This window comes from Terrabacter sp. FW104-15G4B, from assembly GCF_058790095.1.
The window spans coordinates 1-23421 of sequence record NZ_JBYTCI010000013.1 but is presented as its reverse complement, the minus strand read 5'-3'; the positions used below and the strand labels follow the sequence as shown (position 1 = coordinate 23421).

The 23421-nt window shown below is 71.9% G+C and carries 19 protein-coding genes; 8 read left to right on the top strand and 11 right to left on the bottom strand.

Annotated elements, in window-relative coordinates; genetic code table 11:
• Positions 1 to 36: 36 nt before the first annotated feature.
• Positions 37 to 327, bottom strand: a complete 291-nt coding sequence (locus tag AC3WRT_RS11825) for a WhiB family transcriptional regulator (protein ID WP_492722099.1) — start codon at positions 325 to 327, stop codon at positions 37 to 39.
• 304 nt (positions 328 to 631) lie between these two features.
• On the opposite strand from AC3WRT_RS11825, the gene AC3WRT_RS11820 reads away from it, so the two are divergent.
• The 5 genes from AC3WRT_RS11820 to AC3WRT_RS11800 all read left to right on the top strand — a co-directional run bounded on the left by AC3WRT_RS11820 (position 632) and on the right by AC3WRT_RS11800 (position 6785).
• Positions 632 to 1261, top strand: coding sequence for a sigma-70 family RNA polymerase sigma factor (locus AC3WRT_RS11820; RefSeq protein WP_492722098.1), 630 nt, complete (start codon positions 632 to 634; stop codon positions 1259 to 1261).
• Complete coding sequence (locus tag AC3WRT_RS11815) at positions 1258 to 2196, top strand: hypothetical protein (RefSeq protein WP_492722096.1); 939 nt, start codon at positions 1258 to 1260, stop codon at positions 2194 to 2196. Before AC3WRT_RS11820 ends, AC3WRT_RS11815 begins: the two co-directional genes overlap by 4 nt.
• A 42-nt stretch (positions 2197 to 2238) precedes the next feature.
• Positions 2239 to 3756 (top strand): IMP dehydrogenase, encoded by a 1518-nt coding sequence (gene guaB / locus AC3WRT_RS11810; protein WP_492722095.1) that lies wholly within the window; start codon positions 2239 to 2241, stop codon positions 3754 to 3756.
• A 92-nt stretch (positions 3757 to 3848) separates the two neighbouring features.
• A complete protein-coding gene (locus AC3WRT_RS11805; protein ID WP_492722094.1) occupies positions 3849 to 4970 on the top strand; it encodes a GuaB3 family IMP dehydrogenase-related protein in 1122 nt (373 codons plus the stop codon).
• A gap of 81 nt (positions 4971 to 5051) precedes the next feature.
• Positions 5052 to 6785, top strand: coding sequence for a GMC oxidoreductase (locus AC3WRT_RS11800; RefSeq protein WP_492722093.1), 1734 nt, complete (start codon positions 5052 to 5054; stop codon positions 6783 to 6785).
• A gap of 240 nt (positions 6786 to 7025) precedes the next feature.
• Here the strand turns inward: AC3WRT_RS11800 and AC3WRT_RS11795 are convergent, their stop codons facing one another.
• The 10 genes from AC3WRT_RS11795 to AC3WRT_RS11750 form a co-directional block, all read right to left on the bottom strand.
• Positions 7026 to 8801: an ABC transporter ATP-binding protein gene (locus AC3WRT_RS11795; RefSeq protein WP_492722092.1), complete on the bottom strand. Its 1776-nt coding sequence runs from the start codon at positions 8799 to 8801 to the stop codon at positions 7026 to 7028.
• Positions 8801 to 10513: an ABC transporter ATP-binding protein gene (locus AC3WRT_RS11790; RefSeq protein WP_492722091.1), complete on the bottom strand. Its 1713-nt coding sequence runs from the start codon at positions 10511 to 10513 to the stop codon at positions 8801 to 8803. Before AC3WRT_RS11790 ends, AC3WRT_RS11795 begins: the two co-directional genes overlap by 1 nt.
• Before the next feature lie 42 nt (positions 10514 to 10555).
• The gene (mnhG, locus tag AC3WRT_RS11785; RefSeq protein ID WP_492722090.1) at positions 10556 to 10924 is read right to left on the bottom strand and encodes a monovalent cation/H(+) antiporter subunit G; all 369 of its coding nucleotides are present in this window, start codon (positions 10922 to 10924) and stop codon (positions 10556 to 10558) included.
• Positions 10921 to 11247 (bottom strand): MrpF/PhaF family protein, encoded by a 327-nt coding sequence (locus AC3WRT_RS11780; RefSeq protein ID WP_492722088.1) that lies wholly within the window; start codon positions 11245 to 11247, stop codon positions 10921 to 10923. The genes mnhG and AC3WRT_RS11780 overlap by 4 nt, the downstream gene beginning before the upstream one ends.
• The gene (locus tag AC3WRT_RS11775; RefSeq protein ID WP_492722087.1) at positions 11244 to 11879 is read right to left on the bottom strand and encodes a Na+/H+ antiporter subunit E; all 636 of its coding nucleotides are present in this window, start codon (positions 11877 to 11879) and stop codon (positions 11244 to 11246) included. Before AC3WRT_RS11775 ends, AC3WRT_RS11780 begins: the two co-directional genes overlap by 4 nt.
• A gap of 11 nt (positions 11880 to 11890) precedes the next feature.
• Positions 11891 to 13540 (bottom strand): Na+/H+ antiporter subunit D, encoded by a 1650-nt coding sequence (locus AC3WRT_RS11770; RefSeq protein WP_492722086.1) that lies wholly within the window; start codon positions 13538 to 13540, stop codon positions 11891 to 11893.
• Between the two features lie 5 nt (positions 13541 to 13545).
• Positions 13546 to 14031, bottom strand: coding sequence for an NADH-quinone oxidoreductase subunit K (locus AC3WRT_RS11765; protein ID WP_492722085.1), 486 nt, complete (start codon positions 14029 to 14031; stop codon positions 13546 to 13548).
• Positions 14028 to 16952 carry a Na+/H+ antiporter subunit A gene (locus tag AC3WRT_RS11760; RefSeq protein WP_492722084.1) on the bottom strand — a complete coding sequence of 975 codons (2925 nt, stop codon included), beginning with the start codon at positions 16950 to 16952 and terminating at the stop codon, positions 14028 to 14030. Before AC3WRT_RS11760 ends, AC3WRT_RS11765 begins: the two co-directional genes overlap by 4 nt.
• 165 nt (positions 16953 to 17117) lie before the next feature.
• Positions 17118 to 19598, bottom strand: a complete 2481-nt coding sequence (locus AC3WRT_RS11755; RefSeq protein ID WP_492722083.1) for an immune inhibitor A domain-containing protein — start codon at positions 19596 to 19598, stop codon at positions 17118 to 17120.
• Positions 19599 to 19828: 230 nt separating this feature from the next.
• Positions 19829 to 20509 (bottom strand): hypothetical protein, encoded by a 681-nt coding sequence (locus tag AC3WRT_RS11750; protein WP_492722082.1) that lies wholly within the window; start codon positions 20507 to 20509, stop codon positions 19829 to 19831.
• A 52-nt stretch (positions 20510 to 20561) separates the two neighbouring features.
• Between AC3WRT_RS11750 and AC3WRT_RS11745 the strand changes: the two genes are divergently transcribed.
• From AC3WRT_RS11745 to guaA, 3 genes are read left to right on the top strand one after another with little or no spacing between them, the layout of a single operon-like run.
• A complete protein-coding gene (locus AC3WRT_RS11745; protein ID WP_492722080.1) occupies positions 20562 to 21347 on the top strand; it encodes an SURF1 family protein in 786 nt (261 codons plus the stop codon).
• On the top strand, positions 21344 to 21739 hold the full coding sequence (locus tag AC3WRT_RS11740; RefSeq protein WP_492722078.1) for a DUF3817 domain-containing protein: 396 nt from the start codon (positions 21344 to 21346) through the stop codon (positions 21737 to 21739). The genes AC3WRT_RS11745 and AC3WRT_RS11740 overlap by 4 nt, the downstream gene beginning before the upstream one ends.
• Positions 21740 to 21748: 9 nt before the next feature.
• A complete protein-coding gene (guaA, locus tag AC3WRT_RS11735; protein ID WP_492722076.1) occupies positions 21749 to 23362 on the top strand; it encodes a glutamine-hydrolyzing GMP synthase in 1614 nt (537 codons plus the stop codon).
• Positions 23363 to 23421 lie beyond the last annotated feature (59 nt).

Genomic DNA, 23421 nt, shown 5'->3' with positions numbered 1-23421 from the left:
GGCCGCCGGCGCGTGTGCCGGCGGCCGACGGTGGGCTCAGGAGGCCTCCTGGATGCCGCCGCCGTAGAGCACCTCGCGCTCCGCCTCGGTCAGGCCACCCCAGACGCCGTAGGGCTCGCGGACCTCGAGGGCGTGCGAGCGGCACTGGGCGACGACCGGGCAGGCGGCGCAGACCGCCTTGGCCTGCGCGTCGCGGTTGCGCCGGCGCGGTCCGCGCTCGCCCTCGGGGTGGAAGAAGACCTCGGGGCTCACGCCCCGGCAGGCCCCCTCCAGCTGCCAGTCCCAGAGGTCGGCTACCGGTCCGGGCAGGCGGGTGATCTCGGCCATGAACTCGTCTTTCGGTCGTGCGGGGGTGCCCGCCAGTCAGGCGGCCCGCAGGTGCACCTGGTAGGTCGCGGTTCCGCGAAAACGACGCTAACCGGGCATGCGATCACGGATAAAGGGCGGAATCTTAAGGACTTGTTCAAGAATTGCCATCTCGATGGCATGCTCGTCTCCGAGGCGTTCCGGGGGGCGCCACTACTCGTCGGAGGACGTGCGCGGGCACTAGCATTGGGACCGCTCCGGGCGAGCGCCGACGGCGACGCAGGCGCGACGTCCGCAGAGAACAGTTCGGGGGACAAGAGCTCAGATGGGTCTTGGCTGGTCCACGCACACCGGCGTAACGCCGGGTGGCGTCGGCGCGATGGAGCGGGTGGACGCTCAATCGCTTCGTGAGCTTGCGGCGCTCGCCGTGCGTGACCCCCACGCACGCGACGTCCTGCTGGCCCGCGTCAGGGACATGGCCCTGCGGTACTCCCGCGTCCGCCTCGGGCGTTTCGGCGCCGAGGACACGGCCCAGGACGTCGCCCAGGAGGTGTGCATGGCTGTCGTGACCGCCCTGCCGACCTACCAGGAGCGTGGCCTGCCCTTCGAGGCGTTCGTCTACACGATCACCTCCCGCAAGCTGGCCGACGCGCAGCGCGCTGCGATGCGTGCCCCGGCACCGGTCGCGGAGGTGCCCGACGGCCCCTGCGACGGGCCCTCGCCCGAGTCGCTGGCCGTCATGCGTGACGGCGCGGCGACGGCCATGGCGTTGATGCAGCAGCTCCCGGCGCAGCAGCGCGAGATCCTGACGCTGCGCGTGGCCGTCGGCATGTCGACCGACGAGACCGCCGCAGCCCTCGGGATGTCGCCAGGCGCCATCCGGGTGGCCCAGCACCGGGGCCTGAACAAGCTGCGCGCGATGATCGCGCAGGCCGAGGCAGGTGACGTGGCGTGAACGACCTGTCACCCCTGAGCGACCTCGTCGCCGACGACCTGCTCCTCGACCGGCTCGCCGGGCGGGCGGACGCCGGCGCCGAGCCCGTGGCCGGCCTCCTCGGCGCCCTGGCCGCGCACGCCGACACCCCGTTGCCCTCGCGCCGCGGCCGTCGACGCCTCGGCAGGAAGCACCGCTACCTCGGTGCCTTCGCGGCCCTGGCCGTCGCCGCGTCCGGCGCCGGTGTGGCGGCCGCGGTCACGCTGCCGAACAAGGGGCCGAGCGACGCCGAGCGGGCGCGCATCGTCCGGCAGATGGACGAGAGTGCCCGCAGCGACGCGCCGAGCGCCCTGCTCTCGCGGCTGGGCCTGCCGCAGAGGTCCGGCACGACACGCGCCGGCGGACTCGTGCTGGCTCGTGGCACCGACGGGAGCATCGTGCTGCTGCCCGCCGCCGTCGCTGCCGCGCGCGTCCGGGCCGGTGCGCCCGCCGCCGGGGGCGTTTTCGGTATGCCGGGTGGCCCCGACGCGTCCGCCCTCCCCGGTGTGCCCGGTGCGGGGCCCCTGGCCGGCACGGCAGGACGAACGGGCAACGGACAGCCCGGAGACGGACAGCCCGGAGACGGACAGCCCGGAGACGGACAGCCCGGAGACGGACAGCCCGGAGCCGGGCAGTCCGGTGGTGGTCAGGGCGGCAACGGCCACACCGGCAACGGCGAGACCGGCACCTCGAAGGTGACCACCAACGGCAAGAAGCCCGCGACCGGCGGCACCGTCGGCAAGAAGCCCCAGGCGACGGCCACGTCGACGCCCACGTCCAGCGCCGCGGTGGCGACCCTGGTCCCCGGAACTCTGGTCGCGCCGACCGCAGCGGTCACCGACGGGCGCGCGACCACGACGCCGAAGCCCAGAGGCGGGTCCTCCGTAGGCCCCTCCACCGCTCCGTCCGCTCCCTGACGCGCGTTCGGTCGTGCTCGGCCGAGCCCGTAGAATCGGCGAATGAGCCTCGGATCGCCTGACGTGCCCGCAGCTTTCGCCATGATGGGCCTGACGTACGACGACGTCCTCCTCCTCCCCGGCTACAGCGACCTCGCCCCCAGCGAGATCGACACGAGCACACGCCTGACTCGAGAGCTGTCGATCCGGTCCCCGCTCATCTCGGCGGCCATGGACACCGTCACCGAGGCGAGGATGGCCATCGCGATGGCCCGGCAGGGCGGGCTCGGGGTGCTGCACCGCAACCTCTCGATCCAGGACCAGGCCTACCAGGTCGACCTCGTCAAGCGGACCCAGACCGGGATGATCTCCAACCCGATCACCATCGGCCCGGACCGCACCCTCGAGGAGCTCGACGCGATCTGTGGCGAGTACCGCGTCTCGGGACTGCCGGTCATCGGCGAGGACAAGAAGCTCATCGGCATGGTGACCAACCGCGACCTGCGGTTCACGCCCGTGGCCGAGTGGGCCACGACCCTGGTGAGCGACGTCATGACGCCGATGCCGCTCATCACCGGCCCGGTGGGCATCAGCCGCGACGAGGCGACGGCTCTGCTGCGCCAGCACAAGCGCGAGCGCCTGCCCATCGTCGACTCCGAGGGCCGTCTCGCCGGGCTGATCACGGTCAAGGACTTCGTCAAGGGCGAGCAGTTCCCCGACGCCAGCAACGACGCCGACGGCCGCCTCATGGTGGGTGCGGCCATCGGCTACTTCGGCGACTCGTGGGAGCGCGCGACGACCCTCATCGAGGCAGGGGTCGACGTGCTCGTCGCCGACACCGCCCACGGGCACGTGCGCCTGCTCATCGAGATGGTGCAGCGGCTCAAGCGCGACCCCGCCACCCGCCACGTCCAGGTCATCGGGGGCAACGTCGCCACCCGCGAGGGCGCCCAGGCGTTCGTCGACGCGGGCGCGGACGCCGTCAAGGTCGGCGTCGGGCCCGGGTCGATCTGCACGACGCGCATCATCACCGGTGTGGGCGCGCCGCAGGTCACCGCCGTCCACGCGGCGGCGCAGGCGTGCAAGGCGGCTGGGGTGCCGGTCATCGCCGACGGCGGCCTGCAGTACTCCGGCGACATCGCCAAGGCGATCGTGGCCGGCGCCGACTCCGTCATGGTGGGCTCGCTGCTGGCCGGCTGCGAGGAGAGCCCGGGCGACCTCATCTTCGTGGGGGGCAAGCAGTTCAAGAGCTACCGCGGCATGGGCTCGCTCGGCGCGATGAGCTCGCGCGGCAAGAAGTCCTACTCCAAGGACCGCTACTTCCAGGCCGAGGTCGAGTCCGACGACCAGATCGTGCCCGAGGGCATCGAGGGCCGGGTGGCGTACCGCGGACCGCTGGCCGCCGTGGCCCACCAGATGCTCGGCGGCCTGCGCCAGTCGATGTTCTACGTCGGCGCCCGCTCCATCCCCGAGCTGCAGGAGAAGGGCCAGTTCGTGCGCATCACGTCGGCCTCGCTCAAGGAGAGCCACCCGCACGACATCCAGGGCATCGTCGAGGCGCCCAACTACACCGTCGGCTGAGCCCGCGCGCAACCACCTGAGAACGTATGCCGTCCCGCCCAGCCCGCCGGACGGCATACGTGCGCTCGTGGTCCGGTCGCTAGGATCGGGCGGTGACCGAGATCGAGATTGGCCGCGGCAAGCGCGGCAAGCGCGCCTACTCCTTCGACGACATCGCCGTCGTGCCCTCGCGGCGCACGCGCGACCCCGAGGAGGTCTCGGTGTCGTGGCAGATCGACGCCTACCACTTCGACATCCCGGTCATGGCGGCACCGATGGACTCCGTCGTCTCGCCCGAGAGCGCGATCGTGCTCGGCAAGCTCGGCGCGCTGCCGGTGCTCGACCTCGAGGGGCTCTGGACCCGCTACGAGGACCCGACCGCCCAGCTGCGCGAGATCGCCCGGACCGACCCGGAGTCCGCGACCGCGCGGATGCAGCAGATCTACGCCGAGCCGATCAAGCCGGAGCTGATCACCGAGCGGCTGCGCCAGCTGCGTGAGGCGGGGGTCACGGTGGCGGGAGCCCTGTCGCCGCAGCGCACGCAGCAGCACTGGAAGACCGTCGTCGAGGCGGGCGTCGACCTCTTCGTCATCCGCGGCACCACCGTGTCGGCCGAGCACGTCTCGGGCCGGGCCGAGCCGCTGAACCTCAAGCGCTTCATCTACGAGCTCGACGTGCCGGTCATCGTCGGCGGGGCCGCGTCCTACACGGCCGCCCTGCACCTGATGCGCACGGGCGCGGCAGGCGTCCTCGTCGGCTTTGGGGGCGGTGCCGCCCACACGACGCGCACGACCCTCGGCATCCACGCCCCGATGGCCTCGGCCGTCGCCGACGTGGCGGCCGCGCGGCGCGACTACCTCGACGAGTCCGGCGGCCGCTACGTGCACGTCATCGCCGACGGTGGTGTCGGCACGTCCGGCGACATCGTTAAGGCGGTGGCGTGCGGCGCCGACGCCGTCATGCTGGGCGCGGCCCTCGCCAGGGCCAGCGACGCTCCCGGCGGCGGCTACCACTGGGGGCCCGAGGCGCACCACCAGCAGCTCCCGCGCGGCGAGCGGATCGCCCTGGGCGGGCAGGCCTCGCTGGAGGAGCTGCTCTTCGGGCCGGGTCGCCGGGCCGACGGCACGACCAACGTCATCGGGGCGCTGAAGCGGGCGATGGCCACGACGGGCTACTCCGACGTCAAGGAGTTCCAGCGCGTGGAGGTCGTCGTGTCGCCGTACCTCGGCAACTGACGTCGGCCACAGGGCTCCGCCCGCTGTGGCGAAGGTTACTGTCGGCGCCTCGGCGCCGCAGCGCTCCCTAGGGTGAGCAGCATGCAGTTCGACCACGACGTCGTCGTCATCGGGTCCGGGTTCGGCGGGTCGGTCGCGGCCCTTCGCCTCGCCGAGAAGGGCTACCGGGTCCACGTCTACGAGGCCGGTCGCCGGTTCGAGGACGGGGACTTCGCTCGCACGAGCTGGGACGTCCGCCGCTACCTCTGGGCGCCACGGCTCGGCCTGTTCGGGGTCCAGCGCATCCACCGCCTGCCCGACTGCCTCGTCCTCGCCGGTGCCGGCGTCGGCGGCGGTTCGCTCAACTACGCCAACACCCTCTACGTGCCGCCCGCCGCGTTCTTCCGCGACCGGCAGTGGGCCCACATCACCGACTGGCAGGCCGAGCTGGCCCCGCACTACACGACGGCGCAGCGGATGCTCGGCGTCGGCCTCAACCCGTGCGAGGGACCGGTCGAGCAGCTCATGCGCGACACGGCCGCGGACCTCGGCGTGGCCGACACCTTCGCCAAGACCCCGGTCGGCGTCTTCTTCGGCGAGCCGGGCCAGCGCGTCCCCGACCCGTACTTCGGCGGGGAGGGCCCCGCGCGTACCGGCTGCACGGAGTGCGGCAACTGCATGGTCGGCTGCCGGGTCGGCGCGAAGAACACGCTCGTGAAGAACTACCTCGCGCTTGCCGAGCGGCGCGGCGTCACCATCGAGCCGTTGCGCACGGTGACACGCGTGAGCCCAGTCGACCCGGCTGCGCCGGAGCAGGGGTATGCCGTCACGACCGTCCGCAGCGGGTCGTGGGGTCGACTCCGGTCGGGGGAGCGTACCGTCACGGCGGCCCAGGTGGTGGTCGCCGCCGGTGCGTGGGGCACGGCGCAGCTGCTCCAGGCGATGAAGGCGCAGCCCGAGGGGCAGGGGCTGCCGCGGCTGTCCGACGCGCTCGGTGAGCTGACCCGCACGAACTCCGAGGCGCTCGGCGGCGCGATGACGCAGCGGGTGCCCGACGGTGTCGACCTGACCAAGGGTGTCGCCATCACGTCGAGCTTCCACGTCTCGGAGTCGACGCACGTCGAGAACGTCCGCTATGGCAAGGGCTCCAACCTGATGGGCGCCCTCGCGGTCATGCAGGTCGATGGAGGAGGACGCGTACCCCGGCCGCTGCGCTTCGTGGGGGAGGCCGCGCGCCACCCCCTCGTCTTCGCCCGGTCGCTGTCGACCCGGCGGTGGAGCGAGCGCACCGTCATCGCGCTGGTCATGCAGAGCCGCGACAACTCGATCACCGTCCGTCGCCGACGGGGCCTCCTCGGGTGGCGGCTGACCTCGACGCAGGGCCACGGCGAGCCGAACCCGACCTACATCCCGGAGGGCAACGAGGCCGTGCGCGCCATGGCGAAGCGACTCGAGCGCACGACCGGGGAGCGGGCCTGGCCGGGGTCGTCGATCGGCGAGGTCCTCGACATCCCGATGACGGCGCACTTCCTCGGCGGCGCGGTCATCTCGGACTCGCCCGAGCACGGCGTCGTCGACCCGTACCAGCGGGTCTGGGGCTACCCCGGCCTGCACGTCCTCGACGGTGCCGCGGTCTCGGCCAACCTCGGCGTCAACCCGAGCCTGACGATCACTGCGCAGGCCGAGCGCGCCGTGTCGCTGTGGCCGGTCAAGGGCGAAGCCGACGCTCGGCCGCTGCAGGGGGAGGCCTACCGGCTCGTGGACGCCACACCACGGCGGGCGAGCTCGCCGGCCATGCCGGGTGCCGTTCTCGGCGTCGAGACCTCGACCAGGTGAGGGGGTGAGGCCGTCACCCCTCAGAGACGGCCCCACCCGACGGTGCGGGCTAGCAACCGGTCGAGAAACAGCCCGGCACCGCGCTGACAACGACGTAGCGCGAGCCGGGTTACGGCATCTGCCGTTTCTTTGCCGAACTCCTCCAGATCCCTGATCGAGAGGCCCCCGTCGAGTGGCCGCTCCTGGCCGGAAGAGGGGACTGAACAGACGCTGGCCGCTCGACTGCCGGGGGGAGGGGTGTCAGACGGCGGGTTGTGGCTCGTCGCGCCAGGAGCGCCAGAGGGCGGCATACGCGCCGTTCGCCTCGAGCAGCTCCTCGTGCGAGCCGATCTCGCTGATCCGGCCGTCTTCGACGACGCACACACGGTCGGCGTCGTGCGCCGTCATGAGGCGGTGCGCGATGGCCACGACGGTGCGTCCCTCGACGACCGCGGCGAGCGAGCGCTCCAGGTGGCGGGCCGCCCGGGGGTCGAGCAGCGAGGTCGCCTCGTCGAGCACGAGCGTGTGCGGGTCGGCCAGGACGAGCCGGGCGAGGGCCAGCTGCTGGGCCTGGGCCTCGGTGAGCCGGTGGCCGCCGGAGCCCACGAGGGTGTCGAGGCCGTCCGGGAGCCCCAGCGCCCAGTCCTGCGCGTCGACCGCGGCCAGGGCCTCGAACAGCTCCGCCCGTGACGCCTTGGGCCGGGCCAGACGCAGGTTGTCCTCGAGCGAACCGACGAAGACGTGGTGCTCCTGCGTCACCAGCGCGACCTGCCCACGCAGCTGCGCCAGCTCGAGGTCGACGAGGCGCACGCCGCCGACCTCGACGCGACCCTCCCGTGGGCCGTCGATGCCGGCGACGAGGCGTCCGAGGGTCGACTTGCCGGCGCCCGAAGGGCCGACGATGGCGAGGCGCTCACCGGGCCGGAGGTCGAGCGAGACGCCGCGGAGCACGTCTCGTCCGGCTCGGTAGGAGTAGTGGACGTCCTGCACCTCGAGGTGGTCGTCCGCCGGCTCCTCCCCGGTGGCGGCGCGGTCGGCGGGCACGTCGGCGATGCCGATGACGCGGGCCAGCGACGTGGCGCCCACCTGGATCTCGTCCAGCCAGGAGATCAGCTCGTCGAGCGGTCCGGCCATCTGCTGGACGTAGAGCGCCACCGCCGTCACCGTGCCGGCCGTCGCGACGTCCTGCGAGATGAGGTAGCCGCCCCAGAGCAGGGTGACGGCGACGGGGGCGAAGAACGCGAACTCGACGGCGGGGAACCACCGCAGGCGCAGGCCCAGCGTGTAGAGCTCCGCGTCGTAGCAGTCGCGCAGGGCGTCGTCCATCCTGCGACGGCGCCGACCGCCGAGGGCGAGGGCGTCGATCGTGCGCCCGCCGTCGGCCGACTCGGTGACGACCCCGTTGAGGACGGCATACGTCGCGCGCTCGCGCAGGTAGCCCTCCGGGGCACGGCGCAGGTAGCGGCGCGTCGACAGCACGAGGATCGGCACGCCGACGACGATCGCCAGGGCGACCTGCCACCCGGTGACGAAGGCCGCGACGACGGTGATGGCCGTCGTGACCGAGCCGACGAAGATCGACGGGATGCCGAAGCGGATGACGCGCGAGAGCGCCTCGACGTCGTTCGTGGTGCGCGAGACGAGGTCGCCGGTGCCGGCGCGCTCGACGGTCGACAGGGGCAGCTCGACGACCCGCTCCATGAACTCCTCACGCAGCTCGGCGAAGATCGTCTCGCCGAGCACGAAGGACGCGCGGCGCGCGAACCACGTGACGACGGTCTGCACGACGACCGCCCCGGCGATCCAGAGCGCCAGCCGGTTCACGACGTCGAGCGAGCGACCGTGGCTGATCTCGTCGACGAGCAGGCCGATGACTCGCGGCGCCACGAGGGCCGCGACGGCCGCGACCGCATGCAGGGCGATGACCGACCAGATGCTGCGTCGGTGGCGCCGGACGAGCCCGCGCGTGTGGTCCTTGACCGAGGCCATGTCGGCCACGGGAAGCGAGCGCGCGGACGGCGCTGGTGCCAGCGACATCAGTCCTCCTCCCCTCGGACGACGGTGCACCGGTAGTCGGGAACGCCTGCCATCAGCCGGGCATGGCTGCCGGTCGCGGCGACCCGGCCGTGCCGCAGGAACACGACCTCGTCGGCCCGGTCGAGCAGTAGCGGGCTCGCGGACATCACGACTGTGGTGCGCCCGGCCCGGGCGGTAGCCAGGCGGCCGGCGATCCGGGCCTCGGTGTGGGCGTCGACGGCACTCGTCGGCTCGACGAGCACCAGGGTGTCGGCGCCGGTCAGCAGGGCCCGCGTCAGGGCAAGGCGCTGGCGCTGGCCGCCGGAGAAGGCGCGGCCGCGCTCCTCGACCTCGTTGTCGAGGCCGCCCGGCAGCGCCTCGAGGACGTCGTCCCCGCTGGCGACGGCCAGCGCCCCGAGGATGGCCGCGTCGTCGTGCTCGCCCCAGGGGTCGAGCTCGTCGCGCAGGGTACCGGTGAACAGGCGTGGGTCGTTCTCCGAGACGACGACCCGGCTGCGGACCTCGCTGAGGGAGGCGTCCGCGAGCCGCGTGCCGCCGAGGCGCACGTCGGTCTGCCGGGGGCCGAAGCGCCCGAGCCGGTCCGCCAGCGCGGCCGACTCCTCCGGGCGCGCCGACACGACGACGGTCAGCTGCCCCGGCTCGATGCTGACGCCGCTGTCCGGGTCGACGAGGCGGGCTGGGCCGGCAGGCAAAGGCTGGCTCGCCGGCGACTCGACCTGGTCCGGCTCGACGCGCAGGATCCTCGTCAGCTTGCCGGCGCCGATGTGGGCGCGCGTGGCCCGGTCGACCATCTCGGTCGCCGTGCGCAGCGGGATGACGAGGAAGGCGGTGTAGCCGTAGAACGCGACGAGCTGGCCCGCCGTGATCTCGCCGCGGATGGCGAAACGGGCTCCGAGCCACACGACGACGAGCACGAAGATCCCCGGCAGCAGCACCTGGGCCGCGTCGAGAGCCGCCTGGTAGCCCGCCACCTTGTTGCCGACCCGGCGCACGGACTGCGACTGGACGGCATACCTGCTGAGGAAGGTGTGCTCGCCGCCGATCCCGCGCAGCACGCGGAGACCCGCGACCGTGTCGGCGCCGAGCCCGATGAGCGTGCCGGACTCCTCCCGCTGGGCGAGCTGGCGGGCCTGCAGGGGGCGCACGATGAAGGTGAGGCAGGCGACGAGCACCGGCACGCCGATGAGCACGACGAGACCCAGGGGCGTGGAGGCGCCGAGCAGGATGAGCGCGACCACGACGTACGAGACCACCGCGCCGGCGAATCGCGCACTCACGTCGTAGAGCCCGCCGATGCGCATCGCGTCGGAGCTGACCGTCGCGACGACGTCGCCGGTCGGGACGGCGCGCGTGAGCGCCTCGCCGGTATCGGCGGCCTTGTGGCCGATGAGCTGGGCCGAGCGGAAGGCGCCCTGCATCCAGTTTACGACGGCGTACTTGTGCCGCATCGCGCCGGAGAGGGCGCTGAGCACGACGAGCCCGATGAGGATGCTGCACCACAGGACGAGGGAGCCGGCGTCGCCGCCGATGATCCCCTCGTCGATGGCCTTGCCCATCGCGGCAGGGAAGAGCGCCTGGCTGACCAGCCACACGATGCCGAACGCGATGGCGACCACGAGGGTGCGCCACTGCTCCTTGCCGACCCATCGCAGGTATGCCGTCGGGCTGGTCAGGTCGGGCGTGCCTGGGTCGGCATGGGGCAGCGGGATCACTTGGTGCACTTTACGTCCGGCGCTCAGGTGCCTCACGCCAATTTATTCCGGCGCCCGATCACGCTCGGCGCGCTGGAGCGCGTCCGAGAGCTCGTCGACCTCGAGGGTGTCGGCGTCGACACGCCGGTTGCGGTAGGCCGCCCGGCCCACGAGGTGCGCGGAGACGGGGGAGGTGAAGAACTGGGTTGCCGCGAGGAGCACGAGCGTCGTGACGGCGGCCCAGGTGCGCAGGGTCAGGGCCAGGCCGGTCAGGATGAGGATGAGCCCGAGGCTCTGCGGCTTCGTCGCCGCGTGCAGGCGCGAGAGGGTGTCGGGGAAACGGAGAAGTCCGATCGCGCCGGCCAGGCAGAGGAACGAGCCGAGCAGCAGGCACGCGGCGCCGGCGACGTCGAGCAGGGACGACCAGCTCATGACTGCTCCCTCTCGCTCGGCTGCCGCCGGGGGTGGGACTGCTCCCGCACGATGCCCTCCGCCTCGTCGGAGTCGCGGGACAGGAAGCGGGTGACGGCGACGCCGCCGACGAAGCCCACGAGCCCGAGGATCATCAGCAGCGGCAGGTACGTCGTCGTTCGCTGGCGGGCCGACTCGAGGGCCACCCCCGCGATGACGATGACGAGGAGGATCTCGGCGGCGACGATGCGGTCGAGGTTGCTCGGGCCCCGGTAGAGGCGGAAGAGCACGAGCGCGGCTGCGGCGCCGAGCATGGCGAGCGCGACGGCGAGGACGATGGTCATGGGCGGTCCTCGTCAGGATCGGTGCGGGTTTCCGTCTCGGTGCCGGTATCGGTCTCGGTGCGGGTGTCGGCGGCGGCGCCCGCCTCGAGGGCGGCGATCTCCTCGCGGGAGCCGAGGGCGCGCACCACCCGGCGCTCGACCTCTAGGGCGTGCACACGCTGCGCCTCGATGGCGCCTTCGCGCTCGACGTCGAGCAGGTGCAGGTAGAGCACCGACGTCGAGCGCCGCGCGTCGACGACGACCGACCCGGGCACCAGCGCCAGGAGCTCGGCCGTCAGGGTGAGGTAGAAGTCCGACCGCGAGCGCAGCTGCACCTCGATGACGGCGTTGCGAGGCTGGCGCCGCCCGAGGGCGAGGCGCAGCACCTGCCACGAGGAACCCGCCAGGTCGACGAGGAAGTGCCCGATCAGCAGCGCCACCCGGTGCGGGCGGAGCCGTCCCTCGAACTCGATCGACGGCAGCGGGAACGCGTAGGTCACGAGAAGGCCCACGAGGATCCCGTTGACGACGTTGCCCCACGTGACGCGGTCCCACAGCAGCACCCAGGCGAGAGCGATGGTTGCGACGGCCCGGGGCTGGAGCACCCGGCGGCGGCGGTGTGGGGCATCGGCTCCCTGCGGCGGCGTGGTCATCCTCGCGTCGGTCACCGGCGGACCTCCACGGGCAGGACGCTCGTCACGTACGGTTCGCGGCTCATCAGGTCGGTGGCGGCGCGCTGGGTGTAGGAGTAGAGGGGTCCGGCGACGACGGTGATGAGCAGCCCGACAGCCGTCATCGCCGCGGTCGCGCCGAGCATCAGGCGCGGCAGGGCCCGGGGGCCGGAGTGCACCAGGACGGCGCTCGCGGTCGCGGTCTGGGTCGCGATCCCGGTGGGGGTCGCGGTTCCAGGCTGGAGCGAGCCGTCCTGCAGGGCCGCTGCGGCCTCGGCGGAGCGCGGGGCGTCGGCGGGCGTGCGCCAGAAGGCCTGGCTCCAGACCTTGGCCAGGGCGTAGAGCGTGAGCAGGCTCGTGACGGTGCCGCCGACGACGAGCAGCCAGGCCAGGGGGGTGCCGAGCTCGATGCCGGCGTCGAGCAGGCCGACCTTGGCCAGGAAGCCGGACAGCGGCGGGATGCCCGAGAGGTTCATCGCCGACACGAAGAAGAGGGTCGCGACCACGGGTGAGGCGGCGGCGAGGCCGCCGAGCCGGTCGAGGGACGTCTTACCGGCAAGGCGCTCGACGAGACCGGTGATGAGGAACAGGGCGGTCTGGATCGTGATGTGGTGGGCGACGTAGAAGATCGCACCAGCTGTGCCGTGGGTCGTCGCGAGCGCGATGCCGAAGATCATGTATCCGATGTGGCTGACGAGCGTGAACGACAGGATCCGCTTCAGGCCCGACTGTGACACCGCGCCGAGGATGCCGATGACCATGGTGAGCAGAGCCGCCCACATGAGCAGGCCCTGCAGGGGCGATTCGGGGAAGAGCAGCGTCTGCACCCGGATGATCGCGTAGACGCCGACCTTCGTCAGCAGGCCGGCGAAGACGGCGGTGACCGGCGCGGGCGCGGTGGGGTAGCTGTCCGGCAGCCATGCCGACATCGGGAAGACGGCCGCCTTGATCGCGAACGCCGTCAGCAGCGACAGCTGGAGGACGAGCGCGACCCCGGGGGAGAGGTGGCCGATGCGGATCGAGAGCTGGGCGAGGTTGACGGTGCCCGTCGCGGCATACACCGCGGCGATGCCGACGAGGAACAGCGCTGAGCTGAGCAGGCTGACGACGACATAGGTCGTGCCGGCGTGGATGCGCGCGGCCGAGCCGCCGAGGGTGATCAGCACGTAGGAGCTGAAGAGCAGGATCTCGAAGCCGACGAAGAGGTTGAACAGGTCACCGGCGAGGAACGCGTTGGCGACGCCCGCCGACAGCACGAGGTAGGTCGGGTGGAAGATCGTCAGCGGCGTCTCGCTCTCACCCTCCTCCTCGCTGTCGGCCTGGCCCTGGCCGATCGCGAAGACGAGCACGAGCAGGGTGACGATGCCCGAGACCAGCAGCATGAGCGCGCTGAGACGGTCCGCGACCAGCGAGATGCCGAGCGGCTCCTGCCAGGCGCCGAGCCAGAGCACCTGCGGCCCGTTGACGTCGGTCTGCCAGACGAGGACGCCGGCGACGCAGACCACGGCGGTGAGCACGGCGATGCTGACACCCCGCTGCAGTCGCGGCGACCGGCGGAAGGCGAGGGTGAGCGCCGCTCCGAGGAGTGGGAGCAGAACGGGCAGCGGCACGAGGTCCGGCACGCTGAGGTGGGCAGGGCTCATGGGCATCACGGGTTCCCGTCCCCGGTGGCGAGCTCGTCGGAGGTGGTCGTCGAGGTCTGCGACGGGTCGTAGGTCGAGGACGTCTGGTCCTCGAGGGCGAGTCGCTGGATGTGGGCGTCCTCGGCGTCGTCGGGGACGTCGTCGGTGCCGGAGATCTGCCAGAGCCGGTAGGACAGCGCCAGCAGGAAGCCGATGGTCGCGAGCGAGATCACGATGGCGGTCAGCACCATGGCCTGCGGCAGTGGGTCGCTCATGGCAACCGGGTCCTCGCCGACGAAGGGCGCGCGACCGGCGCTCCCGCTGATGACCAGGTAGAGCACCGCGACGCCGTTGCCGATGAGCACCATGCCGAGCAGGACCCGCACGAGGCTGCGGTCCAAGGCGAGTGCGGTGCCGACCGCGACGAGGGCGACGGTGACGAGCACGAGCGTGAGGTTCGGCTGCAGGGTGGGCTCGATGAGGGCCGGCGCGGCCAGGGAAGGGGACGTCATGGGCGCGGCGACTCCGCCTCGTCGGGCCTCGGGGAGTCGGCGTGCTCGACCTGCTCGACCTGCTCGACCCGCTCGACCCGCTCTGCTTCCTCGGTCTGCTCGTCGGCGATCTGCCGGTCGATGCCCGTGCCGAGGCTGCGCACGATGTCGAGCATCATGCCGACGACGACGAGGTAGACGCCGATGTCGAAGAAGAGCGATGTCACCAGGTGTACCTCTCCCCATGGCGGCAGGGTGAAGTCGACGGCGGTCGTCTCGAGGATCGTGCCGCCGAAGGCGAGCGGCGCGAGGGCGGAACCGACTGCGACGAGCAGCCCGACGCCCACGAGCAGGCCGGCGTCGAAGGGCGCCGCCTCGTCGAGCTCGTAGCGCCCGCCCGCGAGGTAGCGCACGACGAGCGCGAGCCCGGCGACGAGGCCGCCCGCGAAGCCGCCGCCCGGCTGGTTGTGGCCGGCGAAGAGCAGGAAGAGGGAGGCAGCCAGCATGACGTGGAAGACGAGCCGGGTGACGACCTCCAGGATGACCGAGCGCTTCTCCGTGCGCATCGTCCGGCCACCGTGCAACCACGTGCCCCGGCCAGGGTTCGTCGACGGCAGCGACTTCGATGTCGCCCGGGAGAGGCGGGTGTTGCGGGTGCGCACGAAGATGAGGCTCGCGATGCCGGTCGCCGCCGCCACGAGCACCGACACCTCGCCGAGGGTGTCCCAGGCGCGGATGTCGACGAGCGTGACGTTGACGATGTTCTTGCCGTGGCCGAACGCGTACGCCTCCGTGGGGAAGTCGGCTGACACCGGCAGGGCCGTGCGCCCACCCGACGCGACCAGCGCGATGGCGCCGACGGAGGCGCCGACGGCCACCCCGAGGACGAGGCGCCAGCTGCGCGACGGCGAGTGGGGATGGCGGGTGAACTTCGTGGGGAGGCGGCGCAGGGCGAGCACGAAGACGACGAGTGACACCGTCTCGACGAGCATCTGGGTGATCGCGAGGTCCGGCGCCCCGTGCAGGATGAAGAGCACCGAGATGCCGTAGCCGGTGGCACCGACGAGCATGACCGCGGTGAGCCGGCGGCGGGTGACGAGCACGAGGATCGCGGCCGCGACGACCACGAGGCCCACGACGGCCTGGCCGGCGTTGTCCCAGAGGCGCACCTGCGGGAACGTGCCTCGCGTCACCGCCGCGAGCCCCGGCAGGGCGACGAAGACGAGAAGGATGCCGGCGAGGTAGATCGGCAGCGAGCCGCGCTGGGTCACGGCCGTCGTCTCGACGGCGCCGCGGTCGACCCAGCGCATCGTGCGCGCGAAACCGCGCTCGCCGTCGACGAGGGCCGGCACGCCGGACTGCACGCGGGCGACGAGGTCGCGCCGGGCGAAGAGCACGAGACCGACGGCCACCGAGAGCAGCGAGAGCACCAGGGGCACGGTCACGCCGTGCCAGAGCGCGAGCGACTGGGGCTCGGCCCCGAGAGGGAAGGTGGCGGCATACGGCAGCAGCCAGGGGGACTCGAGCGGGGCCAGCAGGCCGAGCAGCAGGCTCGCCACGCCGAGCAGCAGCGGGGCCAGCACGAAGCCCGGGTGCGCGGCCCGCACCGGCGTGGCCGGCACGCCGGGCTTCGTGGCGAACGCGCCCCAGAGAAAGCGGGCCGTGTATGCGACGGTGAGGGCCGAGCCCGCCACGACGCCGGTGATCGCGAGCCAGCTCCACGGCGCGGGCAGGGGAGCGGAGGTCTGGACGTCCTGCCACAGCGACTCGAGTGCGCTCTCCTTGGACACGAACCCCGCGAGGGGCACGATCCCGGCCATCGAGAGGCCCGCCAGCGTCGCCGGCACGGCGACGGGTACCAGTCTGCGGCCGACGCCCGAGAGCTCGCGCAGGTCACGGGTGCCCGTGCACTTGTCGACGACGCCGACGGCGAGGAAGAGCGTCGACTTGAAGAGCCCGTGCGCGATGACGAGCGCCAAGGCGGCCAGGGCCGACGCCTTGGTGCCGAGGCCGGCGACGGCGACGATGAAGCCGAGCTGGCTGACGGTGCCGTAGGCGAGGAGCAGCTTGATGTCGTGCTGCCGCAGGGCGCGCCACCCGCCGACGAGCATGGTGAAGAGGCCGAGGCCGGTCGTCAGCGCGTGCCAGGCCGGGGCTCCGGCGAATGCTGGGGCGAGCACGGCCACGAGGTAGATGCCGGCCTTCACCATGGCGGCGGCGTGGAGGTAGGCGCTGACCGGGGTGGGCGCTGCCATCGCCCCGGGCAACCAGAAGTGGAAGGGCACGAGCGCCGACTTCGACAGGGCGCCGACGAGCAGCAGCACGACGGCGGCCACCGTCACCGCGTCGAGCGGCGGCGGGTCGGCGAGCAGCACGGCGATGGAGTACGTGTGGTGCACGCCGAGCGCGATGATGCCGATGAGCATCGCGAGGCCGCCGAACGTCGTGACGATCAGCGCCTGCATCGCCGCGCGCCGGTTCGTCGAGCTCGCGGGGTTGTGCCCGATGAGCAGGTAGGAGAAGACGGTCGTCAGCTCCCAGAACACGTAGAGCACGAGGAGGTTGTCGGTCAGGACGAGCCCGAGCATGGCGCCGGCGAAGGCCGTGAAGACCGACGTGAAGCGCCACAGGGTCGGGTCGCGGTCGGTGAAGTACCACGTGCAGTAGAGCAGGACGAGCGCCCCGACGCCGGTGACGAGCAGCCCCAGCACCCACGACAGCGTCGTGAGGCGGAAGTCCAGGTTGAGGCCCAGACCAGGCACCCACGAGATCCGTTGTGTCGGAAGGTCCCCCATCCGTACGTCGTTCGAGACGGACACCAGCCAGGCGAACGAGACGGCCGGCACGAGCGCCAGGACCGGGAAGGCCTTGGTGCGCAGGACGGTGGCCAACCACGGCGCGAGGGCTGCGGCGATCAGGTGCAGGAGCAACAGTTGCGCCACGGCGGCCCCTCGGTCGTCGGGTGTGTACGGCTCGGTCCGTCTCGTTCAGGTCGTGGTCCGATTCTAGGTGCAGCGAAGGGCCCCGCCGACCACAGGTCGGCGGGGCCCTCCTCGTCTCGCGTCAGGTCCGGAGCGGTCCGGACCTCGCCACGTCGTGCCGTCCGGTCACTTCGGGGCGACGAGGACGTTGAGCGAGTTGCCCTGCTTGGACGTGCCGACGACCCGGATCGTCGTGCCTGTCTTGGGCACGTCGACGCCGTACCAGCCGGGCTGGTAGCGGCCGGGGTGCGAGCCCGTCGCGCCGTGCTGGTCGGCGTTCACCCACCACGTCCTCGTGTCGTCGAAGACGGGCTGGGCCGGCTTCGAGGCCACGGTGCCCGCGGTCCCGTCGGCAGGGTTGTGCAGCGTGATCGCGTCGGTGCGCTCGAGCCCGAAGGTCGAGTCGTAGGACAGGATCCGGTTGCGCATCAGCGTGCCGTTGGACCAGTGCGTGAACTCCGGGTGGGCGTCGACCGGCAGGACGAGGCCCGAGCCAGGGTGGTCGCCGACGTTGTTGTCGTTCTGCGAGCTGTCCCAGTAGTTGATGAGAAGCCCGTTCTGGTACGGGTAGCTCTCCACCATGTCCGGCTTCGTCGGGAAGCCGAAGTTGTAGGCCGTCTTCAGCGAGGTGTCATAGCCGTCGTACTGGCGGTTCTCGGCGATGTACGCGTTGAAGAAGGCCCGCTGGGTCGTGCCGGTCGTGGCCCGGAAGCCGCTGCCGTCGGCCGGGTTGAACGTCCAGCCCGCGTCGGACTCGGCCCCGTCGAGGGGCTGGCCGGTGATGGCGAGGGCGTCGAGCTGGAAGCCCGGCGGCGGGGTGTCCGCCCCCGGCTGCCCGACCTGGGCGCCGTCGCCCTTGTAGCGGAACTGCAGCTGCACCGCCTTGCCGGCCCACGGCGTCAGGTCGGCCGTGAGGTCGGCCCACGACGCCTGGACCCCGGTGATGCCCTGGCCGAGGTTGGCGCCGTTCGGGTCGGTCGTGCGCGACAGGCTCGTCGGCACCTGGGTCCACGTGGCCCCGTTGTCGGCGGAGACACGCAGGTAGGCGTAGTCCCAGTCCTCCTCGATGTTGTAGCGCGCCTTGGCTGCCAGGCGGACCGTGCCGGCCGGTAGCGTCACGGACTTCGTCATCGTGGTGTCGAGGTCGTCGGCCGCGTCGCTGTAGTAGACCTTGGAGCCCTCGGAGGGGGCGCCGAGCTCGAGCGGCAAGACCTTGTCGGGCAGCACGGTGAAGAGGGCCTGGGCCTGCTTCGTCGCCGGCACGTTCGAGCCGATGGTGTGTGAGGAGCGCTTGCCGGCATACGCGACGTCGTAGAACGGTCCCTGCTTGCCCTGCGGCTGGAGCCAGCCGAGCTGGAAGAGCTCGTAGGCGCCGAGGTCGGTCGGGTCGTCACCGATGCCGTCGGGGCCGCCGTCGCCGATGTTGGCGCCGGAGCTCATCAGCGTCCAGAAGGCCGTGTTGTTCTCGGCGCCGCCGGTGTTGCCAGAGGTGTCGTAGAGGTCGGGCAGGCCGAGGTCGTGGCCGAACTCGTGCGCGAAGACGCCGAGGCCGCCGTTCTCCGGCTGCATGGTGTAGTCACCGACCCAGACGCCGGTCGGGTTGTTGGGCACGAGAGTGCTCGACACGAGCCCGGCGTTGCTGCCGACGTTGACGCCGGCCCCGAGCGGGCCGCCGCCCTGGACGGCGGCGAAGGAGCGGTGGCTCCAGATGGCGTCGGTGCCCTGGTTGGGGTCACCAGCGGCCTCGTCACCGCCCGCGTGGACGATCTGGAAGTGGTCGATGACGCCGTCCGGCTCGTTGAAGTTGCCGTCGCCGTCGATGTCGTAGCGGTCCTGCTGGTCGAACGTCTTGAGGTACGCCTGGACCTCGGCCATCGACTTGCCCGAGTCCAGCTGGCTCTTGACCCACACCGCGAGGGCGTCGCGGACCAGCGCGGTCGAGGTGTTGCAGACGATGCTGCCGCAGTAGTTGCGGCCGTAGAGCGCCTCGTTGAAGGGGACCTTGACCCACTCGGTGACGTCGCCCTCGACCGAGTAGCGGCCCGAGGACTGGCGCTCGTAGTACTTCGCCATCCGGTTGAAGTACATGTCCTGGTAGTGGGCCCGGTTGTAGTCGGTCTGCCACAGGGTCGAGTTGTCGGCGGTACGGTTCGGCGCCGGGATCTCGTTGTGGCGCGGGCCGGTGACGTCGGTGGCGGTGCCGTCCGTGGGTGGACCGGTGAACGTCCCGGGCGGGTACTTGCCCGTGCCCCCGGCGTACTGCTGGTCACCGAACTCGACGATCACGACGAAGATCTTGTCGGTGCCCTCGCGCTCGAGCTGGACGTACTGTCCCTTGCCGAGCTTGGCGACCTTGCCCTGGGCGTTCGGGTCGCCCTTGAGGCGCTTCTCGAGCGCCTTCTGGCGCATCGCGTCCTGCTTGACCGCTTGTGGCGGCCGCAGGTTGTCGTTGCGGGTCTTGCCCGTCGACGCGTCGCCGGCCTTGGCCGAGCCGGCGTTGGGGGCCGCCTGCACCGGCGACGCAGCGATCGCGCCGGTGACGAGGGCTCCGGTGGCGAGCAGGCCGAGAAGCCTGCGACGCCTGGAGTGCAGCATTGATTGCCTCACGAGACCGTCCCTAAGAGTGTGAGTTTCCTGTGGGATGTCGAGCCCGCCGCATCTTTTCCCGGCTTCGCCCCCGAGGCGCGACATTCGCAGTCAAGTCCCCTGTGTACCGATGTGGCCGATTCGTCACGACGTCGTTACCAAGTCGAGACCAAACGCCTTGAAGGAGTGTCATGTTCTGCGGTGCTTTGTCCGACCTTTGCGTCGCGTCGACCCGTGCGGGCCCGGCGGGGTCAGAACGTGACGAACGTCGCGCGGGCCAGGAAGAAGCCGTGGTGCGTGGCGGTGTCGACGCAGGTCAACCCGACGATCTCGCTCAGGCAGGCAGTGGTGCCCGCGGGCGCCGTGCGTACCCCGTAGCGCAGCTTCGGCTCACCCCCACGGCGGATCGTGTCGGAGTTGCACACCGGCCGGGCGCCGCCGGCCGACAGCTCGATCCGGCCGATGTCCTTGGGCCCGCCGGCGGAGCAGGTCGAGGGCCAGGGAGGGGCGATGCGCCCCGTGGCGACCTCGCACGCGACCGTGGGCGAGCTGGCCTCGGAGCCGTGGCCGCGCTGGCAGACGATGTTGCCCGTCGGGCTCTCGAACCGGTCGCCGACGCCCGAGTCTGCGCTCGCCGCGTCGATGCGCGACGCCGCCTCGTCGTAGGACCTCGGAGCCCCGCGCTGGGCCCCGGCCGCCAGGGAGGTCGGCACCGGCGCCGACGTCGGCCGGGTGCTGGGAGTCGTGTCCGGACCGGCCGGGGAGGACGTGCGCGACGGCTTCGGGGCGTCGACCACGACGGTCACGGTCCGGCGGGGAGTGGGCAGGTCGGTGGCGCCGCACGAGGAGAGGAGGCCCGCGACGACGACGGAGGCCAGGAGCGGAGCGGTGCGGGACGGCATACCTGCTCGGCGTCGGGGCAACGAGAACATGGCGCAGGATTCTGGCACGGTCCGGCGCCCGGGTCAGGTCAGGTCCGGGACGGTGACCTACCCTGAGGAGGTGTTCCGGCGCCTGCTCACCCCCCGCTGGCTCGGCATGCTCGCAGCTCTGGCGGTCATCGTCGCCGCCTGCGTCCTGCTGGGGCTCTGGCAGCTGGGGGTGGCCCAGGACTCGGGGCGCAAGGAGGCCGTGGCCGCGGCGTCGACGCTCGCGCTGGCGCCGCTCCAGCAGGTGACCAAGCCGCACTCCGACTTCCGCGCCGACTACTCCAACCGGCCCGTCACCGTCAGTGGCAGATACGTCGCCGACCGCAGTCTGCTCGTCGTCGACCGCAGGCTGGACGGGCGGGTCGGCTCCTGGGTCGTCACGCCGCTCGAGACGGAGGGCGGCACGGTGCCGGTGCTGCGCGGCTTCCTCGACGGCACGCCGGCGTCGGTGCCTGAGCCCCCAGCGGGGGTCGTCACCGTCACCGGCACGCTCGGCCCGGGTGAGTCGCCCCGTGACGGTGTCCCGCTGCCGGCGCCCCAGGTGCGCTCGATCGACCTCGCGTCCCTGGTCAACGAGTGGCCGGGCGACCTCTACAACGTCGTCGTCCTCGCCTCCGCCGAGTCGGCAGGGCCGACGGCCGACGCGCCGCTGGCCCCCGCGGGCCTGACCCGCGTACCGCCGCCGCAGCTCGACGCGCCGCTCAACCTGCGCAATGCGGCCTACGCCGTGCAGTGGTGGGTCTTCGGGATCTTCGCGATCTGGATGTGGTGGAAGATGTTCCGAGCAGAGCAGCCGGCGGACGAGCCCGTCGCTGCACCGAGAGAAGGCGTCACGACGTGAGCACGTATCCCCAGACTCTGGCGAAGCCGCAGCAGATCCGCAGCGCGCTGTCGATCTACCGCGTCCTCGCGACCATCGCCGGCATCGCGCTGTTCGTGCTCCTCCTCGAGATGGTCATGAAGTACGTCTTCAAGCAGACGAACGTGCTGACGCAGTACTGGAGCCCCATCCACGGGATCATCTACATGGCGTATGCCGCGTCGGTCGCCAACCTGGGACTCAAGGCCGCGTGGGGCCCGGTCCGCATCGTCAAGAACCTCCTCGCCGGGTTCGTGCCCGTCCTCCCGTGGATCGCGGAGCGCCGCAACACCGCCCAGACCGAGGCGCTGCTCTCGCGCGCCTACGTCTCGGGCGACGCGGCGGCGTCGGAGGAGCGTCCGCAGGGCCGATAGGCTGGCCGCGTGACTGACGCCGCGGAGACCGACGAGCAGACCGACCAGTCGACCGACCTGCAGAGCCACCCCGTCCTCGTCGTCGACTTCGGTGCCCAGTACGCCCAGCTCATCGCCCGGCGTGTGCGCGAGGCCCAGGTCTACAGCGAGGTCGTGCCGCACTCGATGGCGGCAGGCGACATCCTCGCCAAGGAGCCGGCGGCGATCATCCTGTCCGGCGGTCCGAGCTCGGTCTACGAGGACGGCGCCCCGCGCCTGGACCCCGCGCTGCTCGAGGCCGGCGTCCCGGTCTTCGGCATGTGCTACGGCTTCCAGTCGATGGCCCAGGCCCTCGGCGGAACCGTGGCCCGCACGGGCGCCCGCGAGTACGGCAAGACCGACGCCGCCATCCATGGGACCGACTCGACCCTGTTCGCCGGGCAGCCCGCGGGCCAGGTGGTGTGGATGTCGCACGGCGACTCCGTCAGCGAGGCGCCGGAGGGCTTCGCGGTCACGGCGACGACCCCGGGCACCCCGGTCGCGGCGTTCGAGGACGACGAGCGCCGGCTCTACGGCGTGCAGTGGCACCCCGAGGTGCTTCACTCCGAGCAGGGCCAGCGCGTCCTCGAGAACTTCCTCTGGAAGGGCGCCCGCATCACGCCCGACTGGACGCCCGGGCACGTCGTCGACGACCTCGTGACGACGATCCGTGAGCAGGTGGGCGAGGACCGCGTCCTGTGCGCGCTCTCCGGCGGCGTGGACTCATCCGTGGCGGCAGCCTTGGTGCAGAAGGCGATCGGCGACCAGCTGACGTGTGTCTTCGTCGACCACGGGCTGCTGCGCGAGGGTGAGGCCGAGCAGGTCGAGAAGGACTTCGTCGAGGCCACCGGCGTCGACCTCGTCGTCGTCGACGCGCGCGAGCGCTTCCTCGAGGCGCTCGCCGGGGTCACCGACCCCGAGGCCAAGCGCAAGGTCATCGGCGAGCAGTTCATCCGCGTCTTCGAGCAGGCGGCACGCGATGTCGTCCACGACCGCGGCGACGAGGAGCACCCCGTCAAGTGGCTCGTGCAGGGCACGCTCTACCCGGACGTCGTCGAGTCCGGCGGCGGTGAGGGCGCGGCCAACATCAAGAGCCACCACAACGTCGGCGGCCTGCCTGACGACCTGCAGTTCGCGCTCATCGAGCCGCTGCGCACCCTCTTCAAGGACGAGGTGCGCCAGGTTGGGCTCGAGCTCGGCGTGCCCGAGGTCATCGTGTGGCGACAGCCCTTCCCGGGCCCCGGCCTCGGCATCCGCATCATCGGCGCCGTCGACGCCGAGCGCCTCGCGATCCTGCGCCGCGCCGACGCGATCGCGCGGGAGGAGCTCACCCGGGCCGGCCTCGACCGCGACATCTGGCAGTGCCCGGTCGTGCTGCTCGCCGACGTGCGCTCGGTCGGTGTCCAGGGTGACGGCCGCACCTACGGACATCCCGTCGTGCTTCGTCCGGTGGCCTCCGAGGACGCCATGACGGCCGACTGGGCGCGCGTGCCCTACGACGTGCTCGCGACGATCTCGACGCGCATCACCAACGAGGTCGAAGAGGTCAACCGGGTCGTCCTCGACGTCACGAGCAAGCCGCCGGGCACCATCGAGTGGGAGTGACCCGCTCCGCCTGACGACGTGCCCCTGGAGGGGGGCGTATGCCGTCCGGCCGGCCGGAC